This window comes from Lepagella muris (assembly GCF_004793975.1).
Lineage (GTDB): Bacteria > Bacteroidota > Bacteroidia > Bacteroidales > Muribaculaceae > Lepagella > Lepagella muris.
In genome coordinates this window covers 1-13,142 of record NZ_SRYB01000023.1, presented here as the reverse complement: position 1 = coordinate 13,142, position 13,142 = coordinate 1, and the positions used below count along the sequence as shown (strand labels likewise).

The window sequence follows — 13,142 nt, the reverse complement described above, 5'->3', positions numbered from 1 at the left end:
GCATGGATATTCAAAAATATACATGCAGCCGGAATCTAAATATTATTCATAAGGAATGAAATAGCTGGGATTCTCATACGACACGCAACTTTTTTCATTTACCATCCAGGCTATACGGAAGAATGCCGAACCATCTTCATAGAGACCGTTCTCATATCCCGTAACGTCTGTCACGAAACTTGCATTCCCTTGCCAGTACCCGATATCCTGAACCCACAAATCGGGAGTGGTTCCATTTTGCAACTTAACCTTCCATGGAGTATGAGTAGCAGGAATGCGGAAAAGTGTGTACACGCCATCCTCATCTTGACCTTGCTTGTTGAGAAGCTGCATCTTCATGCTGTAGCCCTCGCCAAAAGCATCCTTGATTCGGTAAAGAGACGGATCCGTTGTGCAAACCTCAAGAGCTGCTTCAGTGGATTTTGTCCCTATAAACGCCTGCTGAATATAGAACGTGCCGAGCTTCTTCTGCTCCCAGTCAAGACCAAGGAAGGTGGCGCTTCCGAGCGTCTTGCCACCATTGCCGACCGCTACTGCACAGATAGTGTTGGCACCATGAATGTCGATCAGGTTGATCTCAACATTCTCCGCTCCATTCACACTAATTTTCTGACCCGTGGATATCACCTTGTCGATGAATGCCGCCTCATTTTTCTCAACCTCCGCATCTACCTCTGTAGTCAGCTGATACATGTAGTAGACATCGGTAGTGGCACTGTTGGTTGCAAACCTTACAGTCACGTCATTATCCGGATTCAACGCCGGATCTGTCGGAGCGTAAGTATATACTGTCACCACCGGCTCCTTGTCCGTTCCGGGCATAGTGCCCTCATCCGCACTACATGCCCAGAGACCGAGCATCGGAAGGAAGGCTATGGCATAAATATATTTTTTCATTAGATTCTTAATGTTTAGATGTTAATATTACCAGATATGCACAGGTGAGTCTGCTGTCGGTGCGATAGGCGTCGGGTTGTTGATGATGCCGCCGTTGTAGTTAGACTCGGTCTGGATGATACAGAATGTCATCCAATCCGCAGGCTTGTTGGTATTCCAGCGGTAGCCCTCCACGTGGTTTGTGCCTTCGTAATTTCTGATGATACCCTTCTGCAGACGCTTGATATCGAATGTAGCGAAACCCTCGCCCCAGAACTCGACACGGCGCTGCCACCAGATCTCGTTGCGGAACGCAGGTGTAGAGGTATTGTTGTATGCCTCATTGTGTGTGCCATAGACATATTCCGGGTCGCGAGTCTTGGCAAAATCAGTAAGGATCTGAATGCCGCGTCCCTCACTCTGCATCCCGGCAGCCTCAGCCTCGATGAGCACCATCTCCTCTACGCGCATCATAGGAAGATCCACGCAATAACCCACCTGGTTGTTCTCATGGTTGCCGTTGGCAGAACGGAACTTCAACGGCATTCCCCCAAACTGATTCTGACACAGACCGGTGCCATAGACGTTTTCCGGCACATCTGAATATGCCGACAATGCCTCGATTATGGCATCCTTATCAGCCTCCGGATCAAGCTCATCAAGAGCAAAATCCACATAGCATTTCTTTCTTGCATCTGTCGCCGGGATAGTCTCATAGAGATGACGGTCAATCAGGTTGGCACCGCCATAACTATTGTAATAACCCAGTCCTGTAGAACCTGACGGGAACTCACATATCATCCAGGTTCCCCAAGAGGAGTCGCCGTCGTTATAAGTGATACACGGGTCATCACTCTTGAAGCCACAAGTCAACATCCATGAATTTGTGAAATTGGCGTCGTTGAAGCCATGCACGCGGTCAGTATACTGCTCTGCCGTCATAATCGAATAACCCTGCTGCGCGAGCTTGGCATATTTCTCAGCATTAGCCCAATCCTCCATCAGAAGATAGGTGCGCGCTTTCAGACCATACACCACCGACACGTCGGGAGTGGTCTTGTCAGGACGCGTATAGTTGGCGAGCTGAGTCTCGGCAATGTCAAGATTCTCCAGAATATATTTAAACATCACCTCGTTTGTCACGCGGGGATTGTTGGTAGCTTCCGAAAGGGGAAGGTTCTCCGGAATGATAGGCACTGTCAATGCCTCCTTGTTGGCTGCATACGTCTCCTGGGCATACATCTGCGCGAGCTCAAGATAGAACATTCCTCTCAAGCAATGGGCAATACCTGCACCGGCGATTTTCTGCTCATCGGGATTTTCACCCGCAAGTTTCAAGACAGTGTTGCAGGAATAGATCTCCGAGTAGTAGAACGTCCAGGGTTGCTGGCAATTGAGGTAGATAGGAGCCAGACCTACACCACACTGATACCAGTTGTTGAACCAGTTATTGTTGACAGCCACGATATCCTGACCCATGACATCGCGGATCAGATAGAATCCTGTATAGCCGAAGTCATTAGGCTGCTGATAACTGGAACCGGTGAACGTGAATTTGCCGGATATTGCCGAAGTGATGGAAGCCACAAAGTTTTCGTATGCTCCCGGGGCCTCGGCTGCCTGATTTGATGTGACGGATCCTCCTTGAGGCTCAAACTCCTGCATACAAGAGGTAGGAAGCACAAGAAGCGACAACCCCGTCATATATAATGCTATTTTTTTCATTGTAATTTGTTTCTAATTATAAAACCGTTTATTAGAAAGTAACCTCAACACCACCCGAGATGGAACGCATCGGGGAGTATGTGCCGATAGATGTGTTGCCCGAGAAGGAATAACGCGGATCAAGACCCTTGCGAGCCGACCAGAAACAGAGGTTCTCACCGGCGCAGTAGATGCGCAGCTTCTCTATCTCATTCCAGAATTTCGGGAAAGTGAATCCTACAGTGAATGATTGGAAGTTGAGATAACCGGCATTGGTGAGATATCTGTCGCATGCCTGGTTGCCGTTGGTATCGCCCACCTGCCAGCGCGGTATGTTGGAGGAGGTGTTGTTCGGGCTCCACGACTTGATATAATCCTTGTGGATATTGCCGCCGGCGCCTGTGCCGTCAAGGCTCGTGTTCGGGCCCATAAGAGAAGCGTAGCGGGAATCATATACCTTGCCACCGATCTGATAATCGAATGTAGCGGTGATGTCAAACCATTTTACGCGTACTGTTGTGCTGAAACCACCATATACCGTAGGCAGAGTCGATCCGCAAAGATAACGTGAAGCCTCACCGGAATTAGTGGTCACATAATCCATAGATTTCACAGTGCCCGGTTTTGACGTTGTCATCTGTCCGCCCTCCTGGATAAGGTTCGGATCATAGTAATAGAGGGATTCGCCCTGCTCGTTAAGTCCGGCAAATGCAAGAGTCATATACTCATACATGTTGCCACCCTCGGTATACCAGTAAGGCGACTCATAGAAACCGCCGTTGACTTTCGTCTTATCAGCCGGGAGACTTACGATCTTGGATTTGTTGTGAGAAAGGTTGGCAGAGAGCAACCATTCGTAATCCGCAGTCTTGATCGGGGAGCCTGACAGCGTCAGTTCCACGCCGGTGTTGCGTATCGTGCCCATGTTGCCGTAATAGCCGCGTGCGCCCGTAGATTCCGGCACTGAGAGCCAGAAGAGAAGGTTGCTCGTGCTCTTGTTGTAGAAGTCGATTGATCCGTTCAAACGGTTATCAAAGAGTCCGAACTCAAGACCCACGTTGAGGTTGGTCGTTGTCTCCCAGGTCAGATCAGGATTTCCGAATCCTTTGTTGAACACCGGCGACATCTGTGTCGGGCTCGCGATCTGGAGATTATACATATCGATCCAGGCATAGCTGCTGCTGATGTTGTCGTTACCCTGCTGTCCGATAGAGAATTTGAGCTTCAGATAATCAAGCCAGCTCTTGGTGGAGTCCATGAAGCTCTCCTTGTTGATCACCCAGGCTGCGCCGACGCTCCAGAAGTTACCCCAACGATGTGCTTTCGCGAAACGTGAGGAGGCATCGCGACGATATGATGCCGATGCATAATACTTCTCAAGGTAATTATACTGCAGGCTACCAAACCATCCCTCCACGTTGTAGCGGCTCTTGTTGGAGGTGGTGTTGATCTGACGGTTGGCAAAAGCGGCAAGCTCAAGGATCGTCGGAGAGAAACCGCCCTCGGCGTAACCGTAGAGATACTGCTGGTCAGAACGGTAATACTCATGACCTGCAAGCACGTTGAGATAATGGTCGCCCATCTGCTTGTAGAATGTGAGGGTCTGGGTGTTGTTCGTGCGGATAGTATTGGTATTATCTTTGGCAAGTTTGCCCTTCACGTTGGAGTTCAGAGGGTTGTTCATGTTGCCGTAATACGTATACTGGGTCAAGCCCCATGTCACATTGCTGACCACGTCGAGTTTCAGGTAATCCGTAAACTGGAATGTGGCGTTAAACGTAGCGTTCAGCTGATTACCTACGGTACGCGCCTGATCGAGTGCCTGCGCTCCGACTGCATTACCCGGGGCACTGAACGGACGGGATTTAGCATAATAGTTTGACACACCGAAATCGTAAGTGTTGTTGCCAAACTCATCCTTTATGATGTAAGGATTGCCGGCGTCGTCATAAGAACGCACGTAAAGAGGATATATCGGGGCAATGCTCGAAGTGAAATACAGGACGTTGCCTGCGCCAAGGTTTGAAGAGCTCAAATCAGAGTTGCCTACGGTGGCACTATGTGTATAGCCGATGTTGGCACCGACCTTCAACCACTTCTTCGCCTGATAATCCGCACGGATACGTCCGGAAAAGCGGTCGAAGCTTGAAGGCTTCAGGATACCCTCATCACCCAGATAGTTGAGGCTCGCATAGAAGCTGGCGCGCTCTGTGCCGCCGTTGATGCTGAGGTTGTATTCCTGACGGAAACCTGTGCGGTAAGCCTCGTCGTTATAATTATCGGGAGTAAGGAAACGACGCTGACCGTTGAACTCATACATACGGCCCAAGGTTGCCTTGGGATTCATCTTGCCGTCCATGCCGATAAGGTTTTCCCCCTCGGGAACGGTAAACACGTTATATACAAGATGGTTGAGCAACTGAGCGTTTGAAGCGGCATTTGCTTGAGCGGCGCTCATGCCCTGACGATAGAAGTTGTAGTTATACAACTCTGCGAAATATGCCTCATAATATTCTCCCGGATCCGTGATATAGTCGTAATCCTGGACTGCACGCGTATTGCCACCCCATTTAGCATTGACATTGATCTCTGCTTCTCGGTTCGCGCCCTTCTTTGTTGTGATGATTATCACGCCTGATGCACCACGTGCTCCATAAAGAGCGGCAGATGCTGCATCCTTAAGCACAGATATGGATGCTATATCATTCTGTGATATGTTGCTGAGGTTGGCGCTGTAAGGAGCACCGTCGACAATCACGAGCGGCTCAGTTCCGGAATAGAGTGAGTTGATACCGCGGATCGACATGCTTCCCTGTGAGGAACCCGGAGCGCCAGTGGTGGAACGCATCTGCAGGCCGGGGACACTTCCGACAAGCGCATCAGCCACGTTGGTAGTGGTATGCTTCTGAATATCTGACGCATTGACCACTGCTGCAGATCCTGTAAACGCCTCCTTGGTAGTTGTGCCGAATGCCACTACCATCAAATCATTAAGCGTGGATGCCGAAGTATTCAGCTTTACAGTCATATTGTCGGTAAGAGGAACTGTGACAGCCTGATATCCGACGTATGATATGGTCACGTCATGCACTTTCAATGGAACCGTGATGTTAAACCTTCCATCAATGTCTGTAGCTGTGCCCTGACCTCCGCCAACAGGCATGACAGTGGCACCAATCAGAGGCTCGTTTGTCTCCGCATCAAGCACGGTGCCATGATACGTGCGAGTCTGTGCAGAAAGCCCTAAGCCCGCAAATATCACTGTCATCAAGATTAAAAACAATTTTCTCATACGTAATAATTTTGAGATGAAGTTTATATGTTGTTTTGATGTATTCAATAGGTGAAATATTCTTACCGTGTCTCTGCTCTTATTTTGTCGACAGGTAGATGGTAGGTAATCAGCATGAATGTTTAATCCTGTTCGATTACAATTTCTCTCTTGAAAGTGGTGTATCGGGAATGAGATTTACATTCATTTTGCAAATTTAGACAAAATTTTTAATTATACATTAAAAATGTTTAAAAAAATTGCAATAATCGCATTTTTTTCAGATTAATGATTTAGTGTCATAATTACACTAATTGCTTGCAATAACCTTTGAGGTGTCCACGCAGACGTCAAGTTTATTTCATTTTGATATCTATATGTCGATGATTTGTATAAAAACATAGGGACGACCAATCACTTTGTAAAATAAGCTATACTTGGGATTGATGATTACTCCATCTTCGGGCTTCCGTATTTCATTCAAAATCTTAGACATTTTATAGTATAGTTTTAATATGGTCGGTTACTTGTCAGATAAGAATTATTCTCAATATGGTGAGAATTTGACGCTTGTATTGCGTTAATCATTGCAATCCCGTAGTTTTTTTGACCTGTCGCTGTCACGAAGTACTCTTTAAGTACATTTCAGTTGTAGATGGTAAATAATCTAAAAAAATTTCAATTATCTATGACAGTATTACAGCGAAGAACAAAACAAAATCCCAAGCTCTGTCTTTTACAATTGAAAGATGGCAGGGCAAGTCTATATCTGGAATATTACCTCGGACGTTCCGAGACGGCAGTCCTTGATGAAGACGGAAGGCAGGTGGTATATGCCACCGGGGTCATGAAAGGGAAACCGAAATTCCATATAAAGCATATAAGAAGAAAGGAGAGGCTCAACCTGTACATACGCACTCATCCGCGCAGCTCTCAGGATAGGATGCATAATAAGGATACGCTTGCACTTGCCGAAAAGATACGCTTTGAACGCGAGCAGCAATTCCTGGAAGATAGGGAGGGATACCGGCTGAAAAGGGATAAGGAAACTAATTTCATATCTTATTTCAAGGGTAAATGTGAGTCGGAACGATTCTCTTATAATGTACGCAAGTCTGTGACCCAGACCTATAACCGTTTCATCCGTTTTCTCAAAGAGTCTCCGCGCTACAATATGTATGATGAATATTTGCCAATGGAGACACTGACTTCTCACCTTGTACTCGGATTCTCAGAGTTTCTGCGTGCCAACGGTAAAGGGGGCGGTCCCAACAAGATGTATCATCATTTCAAGCGTATTGTGCTTGATGCGATGGAGGATAATCTATTGCGTTCAAATCCTTGCAGGGGTATAGCCATCAGATACGACAGCAGGCAACTCATGAAGGAGATACTGTCTCCCGAAGAGATAAGGTGCCTCATTGCCACCCGATATGAGGGGGAGCATCGTGAGGTGCAACGCGCATTTGTGTTCAGTCTGTTCACGGGAGTCAGATGGTGTGACGTCAAACTCATGTCATACGGTAATGTTGACTTTACGACGCGCACATTACGCTTCAATCAGAAGAAAGTGGAGGGACGAAGCGCACATAGCGCAGTGGTTTTCCCTCTCAGTGATGACCTCATCTCGCTTATCGGCACTCCGTCACTACCTGACAATCCGGATGAATTGATTTTCAATCTGCCAAACTATTCCACTTGCAACAAGCATCTCAAACGATGGATTAGCAAAGCCGGCATCCACAAATTAATCTCATGGCATTGTGCCCGACATTCTTTTGCCGTCAACGTGCTCGACAAAGGCGCGAATATCAAGACGGTCTCTACCCTTATGGGACATTGCAGCATCTCCACAACCGAGAAGTATCTTCATGTGCTCGATAAGCAGAAAATAGAGGCTGTCGGCAGTCTTGGGCCAATCGGTTTTGCGATGTAGACTTGACCGTCTCGTGTAATTGCCATACCGCTTTCCATGCATACATCGTACTCATTTAGTACACATCTCGCTTATCTGGCGCATACTATATGTTTGATTATAAGATAAATCTGAAGAATACATCAAAACAACATATAACTTCATCTCAAAATTATTACGTATGAGAAAATTGTTTTTAATCCTGATGACAGTGATATCATGCAGCCTGAGCCTTCTGGCGCAGACCCGCACGTATCACGGAACAGTGCTTGACGCGGCCAATAACGAACCGCTGATCGGAGCAACAATCTCACCAATCGGCGGAGGACAAGGCACTGCCGCAGACATTGATGGGAAATTTGTCCTGACCGTACCTTCAAAAGTGACCCAAGCAAAAATCACTTATGTCGGCTACAAGCATCAAGTTGTCACCCTTCAAAACAACATGACGATTTACCTTACATCCTCATCGGCGGATCTCGATGACCTTGTGGTGGTGGCATACGGCACTGCCAACAAGGAATCTCTGACCGGATCTGTTGCCGTTGTCGGCTCAAAAGAGATTGAAGATCGCCCCGTCACTTCTGTCACCTCTGCCCTTGAAGGAAATGCTCCCGGCGTACAGGTGACAAGTGCGACAACCCAACCCGGTCAGGCACCGTCTATCCGCGTGCGTGGATTCTCTTCTGTAAACGGCAACAATGATGCCCTAATTGTTGTTGATGGGTCTGAATATGTAGGTGATATCGCGGCTATCAATCCTCAGGACATTGAATCAATGTCTGTCCTTAAAGACGCCGCCTCCTGTGCCCTGTACGGCAACCGTGGAGCAAACGGCGTGGTCCTTATAACCACCAAGAAAGCAAAGAATTTAGGAAAAGTCGATGTGACTCTTCAAGTGCGTCAGGGCATGTATGAGAGGGCTCTCCCGATGTATGACCGAATGGATGCTAACGAATGGATGGAAACCACATTCAATGCTCAGGTGAATGGAAAAATCACAAATGAGAAAGTGAGCCGACAGGATGCAATCAACTTCTGGAGAGACAACTTCATCCCGACGTATGCAAAGCTCAATATTTATGATGCCGACGAGAAGAGCGTGTTTGACGCCAACGGAAAACTCGCGGCCTCCATCCTACCAGGATATACCGGCGAGGATATGGATTGGTGGAAAGGGGTGTCGCGCACCGGCTACCGTCAGGAATATTCCGTAAGCATGGCGGGCGCAACAGAGAAATTCAACGCTTTCGCATCTGCCGGATACCTGAAAGAGAACGGCTATGTGCTCCTCACTGACTACGAACGCTTCAGTGGTCGTGTAAACCTCAACGCCAACCCGGTAAAATTCCTCAAACTCGGTCTTAACCTGAGCGCAGCACAGCAGGAGATGCAGAGAAGTCCGGTGGATCCCGATGGACTCGGCTACACCAACAACCCCTTCTCCATGACTCAGAACAAGGCTCCGATTTATCCTTATTATCTGCATGATGAAAAAGGCAATGTGATGTATGACCCCGAGACCGGACTCCCAATCTGGAACCAGGAAAATTACAACACTGACGGCAACATTGTATGGAATATACGCGAAGACCGCAGAAACTACAGCGTCACCCAGCTTGACGCGTCAATGTTCGGCACAATCGTGCTCCCTTACGGATTTGACATAACCGTAAAGGGGACAATGTTCCGCGACAAGACAAATGAGATGCAATACAACAACAACAAGATCGGTTCGCAAGCCAACATCGGCTCCCTAAGCCATGGATTCTACCGCACGAAGACACACATGTTCCAGCAGATGCTGAACTGGTCGCACGATTACGGCGCACACCATGTTGACGTGCTCCTTGACCATGAGAACTATGCTTATTCCTACGAGGAGAACTATATCCGCAAAAGCGGTCAGCAGCTTGATGGACTTATCCACATGGGTAACTTTGCCGAAATGAAGGATATGACGGCCTACTACACCGAATATAAACTTGAGTCTTATCTCGGTCGCGCCCGCTACAACTACGAACAGAAATACTTCATCGAGGCCTCCATCAGACGAGACGGAACTTCTCGCTTTGATAAGGATAACCGTTGGGGCACTTTCTGGAGCACAGGCGCAAGCTGGGCAATCTCCAAAGAGAAGTTTATGCAAGACATAAATTGGATCAATTTCTTGAAACTACGCGCTGCATACGGCTCGGTAGGCAACGACGCCTCTGCCGGTCATTACGCTTCATGGGGTATCTATAACTTCGGTTGGGCGATCGGCGGCTCAATCAACAACCTTGTGCCCGCACAGCTCCCACCATCAAACCTCAGATGGGAATCCACAAAGACGTTTGACCTTGCCCTTGAAGGCTCTCTCTTCGACGACCGTTTCAACTTCTCTATCGGCTACTACAACAAACGCAATACCGACCTTCTCTTCTGGCGTTCTTCCGCTCCATCTTCAGGCAATCTGGGCAACACCGCCACAGCACCGATGACTCTCCAGAATATCGGCACCATGCAGAACATCGGCTGGGAGCTTGCTTTTGGCGTGGACATAATACGCAATCAGAATATCAAATGGACATTCAACGTCGATGCCTCATTCCTGAAAAACAAAATCATCAAGCTTCCCGACAATCAGGATATACCGGGCGACGCCCTATTCATTGGGAAGAGCCTGTATGAACAGTACACATACGAATGGGCCGGCATCGACCGCACAAACGGACGTTCGCTATACGTGATTGACCCTGAATCTCCCGATTTCTACTCCTATAATGACCAGAACCAGAAAATATACAATGGCAGTGAATACGCATCTCGTGTTCAGAACGCGGCTGCAAATGGAGCACTTGTGGAAATCGACGGGAAATATTATACGTACAACACCGCATACGCATCACGCAAGATCATCGGCACGTCTCTTCCGACCGTATATGGCTCATTCGGCACAAATGTGGCATGGAAAGGCATCAGCCTCGGAATGCTCTTCTCCTACAGCCTTGGCGGAAAGACTTACGACGGCAACTATGCGGGATTGACAGGCGTGGGATCCTCCGGAGCATCTGCCCTGCATAAGGATCTTCTGAATGCATGGAGCCAAAAACCCGATGGCATAGCCGACCACACTGTCGGAAGTTCCAACCTGACATACATCGGTGCCGACGGTCAGCCTGTTTCCACATCTGTTGAAAAGGTATTCATCGGAGCCGGCAATATAATTGACCCGAACGGCATACCGCAACTCAACACATCCTACAACTCTTACAGCAATAGTGCCAGCAGCAGATACATCGTCAACAATAACTACCTGATATTCAAAAATCTCAACCTCTCATACGATCTTCCCGACTCATGGGTAAGGACAATGAAGCTTCAGAATCTGAATATCGGAGTCTCTGTCGACAACGTATTTATCGCCACAAAACGAAAAGGTATAAATCCCCAGTATAACTTCTCCGGAGGTCAGGGACAATACTTCGTGCCTTCAAGAGTATATTCATTCCAGCTCACAGCTAAATTCTAAAAACGACAAAACATTACTGTTATGAACAGCAAATTTTATAAAGGGTTGGCGGCAGTTGCCATTGCAGCGGGATTCGCATCCTGTTCTGACGACTATCTGCAGACAGAACCCATCACAAGCATCTCCGACGCAACAGCCGTAGCCACAACGGAAGCTGCACAGATGACTGTATATGGCATCTCCCGTATCATGAACACCCAAAACGATCAGGGACGTTCGCACACCGGCGAGAACTCTTGCCTGCAATGGATCGGCGAAGGATTGGGTCCGGATAATGTATCCTTCATGAACATGAATGAGATGGGACGCTCGTGGAGCCGCTGGGAATCCCTAAATCTTCCGAGTTCATCCCTTTGCAAGACTATGTGGGGATACTGCTACATGATAATATCACGCGCAAACACGGTTCTTGCCACAATAGACGCCGCCGACGGCACTCAGGCGGAAAAAGACTGGATCAAGGCACAATGTCTCACGTTCAGGGCCCACGGCTATCTGCATGCGCTGCAGTGGTTCGGACCGCGTTGGGTCGACAGCAACAACGGCAATGCATACGCGGTGGTGCTCCGCACAGAGCCGGGTACAGGTCCCGCTCCCACCGGCACTATGAATGAAGTGCTGGACCTGATTTATTCCGACCTCGACGAGGCCCTGAAGCTATTCCAAAGCTCCGGAAAATCGCGCAAATACTGGTTTGAACCGGATATGGACATCGCTTACGGCACGTATGCCCGGGCTGCCCTCCTGAAAAACGACTGGAACAAGGCAAAAGAGATGGCTCACAATGCTCGTAAGGATTACCCTGTCATGACGAATGACGAGTATATGTCAGGACTGATCAATCCGACAAGCGACTATATGTGGACAAATCCCGACAACGATATCTATTATAGTGCTTTCGGATGCTGGTTCTCCTGCAACGGGTCATATCCGGCAAACTGGTCGCAGGGTCTTGCCATCAATATGGACCTGTATCGTCTCCTTGATGAGAGAGACATCCGCAGAAAATGTTTCTTCACGCCTGACAAAGCTGCCGAAATTGCCAAAATGGATGGATACGGGGATGTGGCTTCCCTTACTGAAGCCGATTTCTGGAATCCCAACAATGTGGTTGCCGGCACAATGGACTGTGCGGCAGGAGGTCTTGGCAACCTGGCGAAGGGATTCGTATGGTATGCCATGGCAAACAATCCGGTGAGCAACATCGTCACCAGCTATCCTTTCTGCCGTGTCATTGAAGGCGTAGCACAGACCACTCCCTCCGTGATGCAGCTCGGTGCTGCCGTCAAGATGTGGAGCATCGGTGTGAACGGCACTTACGGTGACTCTTATTTCCCTTGGATGCGTGCCACCGAGATGCTTCTCACCGAAGCCGAGGCAGCATATATGGCAGGTGATGAACCCACTGCAAAATCTGTAATCGAAGAATTGAACTCAATCCGTATACCCGGATATGAGGCTCCATCGGGTGATGCCCTTCTTGAAGATATCCGTCTGTCTCGACGTATAGAACTCTGGGGCGAGGGCCATTGCTGGACTGATTTCAAACGTTGGAATCTTCCGATGGAACGCCGGGTTTGGAAAGAGAACGACGTGACATCAGGAAACACGCCTGCCAACTTTGCAATCCGCCAGGAAACATCCGCATACAACGGATGGCGCCTCATGATCCCGCGTTCAGAATCCGATTTCAATCCTGCATTTGACAGGAGCCTCCTGAACTACAAGGATTAATCAATTAAGCGACAACAAATTAACCATTACGTCACTTTATACGGAAAAACATAACTTCACCGTATAACCGTATGAGGCTGTCTAACAAGTTTAGGCAGTCTCTTTTCGTATGTGATTGCAAAAAGACA

At 48.3% G+C, this 13,142-nt stretch carries 6 protein-coding genes; 3 read left to right on the top strand and 3 right to left on the bottom strand.

What is annotated here, in order from left to right:
* Positions 1 to 42: 42 nt before the first annotated feature.
* From E5331_RS13870 to E5331_RS13860, 3 genes are read right to left on the bottom strand one after another with little or no spacing between them, the layout of a single operon-like run.
* The gene (locus E5331_RS13870; RefSeq protein ID WP_135985493.1) at positions 43 to 897 is read right to left on the bottom strand and encodes a hypothetical protein; all 855 of its coding nucleotides are present in this window, start codon (positions 895 to 897) and stop codon (positions 43 to 45) included.
* 27 nt (positions 898 to 924) lie between these two features.
* Entirely contained in the window at positions 925 to 2,601 is a 1,677-nt protein-coding gene (locus E5331_RS13865) for a RagB/SusD family nutrient uptake outer membrane protein (protein ID WP_136013269.1), read from the bottom strand.
* Positions 2,602 to 2,632: 31 nt separating this feature from the next.
* Positions 2,633 to 5,848: a SusC/RagA family TonB-linked outer membrane protein gene (locus E5331_RS13860; RefSeq protein WP_275441225.1), complete on the bottom strand. Its 3,216-nt coding sequence runs from the start codon at positions 5,846 to 5,848 to the stop codon at positions 2,633 to 2,635.
* Positions 5,849 to 6,539: 691 nt separating this feature from the next.
* Here E5331_RS13860 and E5331_RS13855 point away from each other — a divergent pair.
* The 3 genes from E5331_RS13855 (at position 6,540) to E5331_RS13845 (ending at position 13,014) form a co-directional block, all read left to right on the top strand.
* Complete coding sequence (locus tag E5331_RS13855) at positions 6,540 to 7,787, top strand: site-specific integrase (protein ID WP_123482346.1); 1,248 nt, start codon at positions 6,540 to 6,542, stop codon at positions 7,785 to 7,787.
* Positions 7,788 to 7,947: 160 nt separating this feature from the next.
* Positions 7,948 to 11,280, top strand: a complete 3,333-nt coding sequence (locus E5331_RS13850; protein WP_136013267.1) for a SusC/RagA family TonB-linked outer membrane protein — start codon at positions 7,948 to 7,950, stop codon at positions 11,278 to 11,280.
* A 21-nt stretch (positions 11,281 to 11,301) separates the two neighbouring features.
* The gene (locus E5331_RS13845) at positions 11,302 to 13,014 is read left to right on the top strand and encodes a RagB/SusD family nutrient uptake outer membrane protein (protein WP_123482348.1); all 1,713 of its coding nucleotides are present in this window, start codon (positions 11,302 to 11,304) and stop codon (positions 13,012 to 13,014) included.
* Positions 13,015 to 13,142 lie beyond the last annotated feature (128 nt).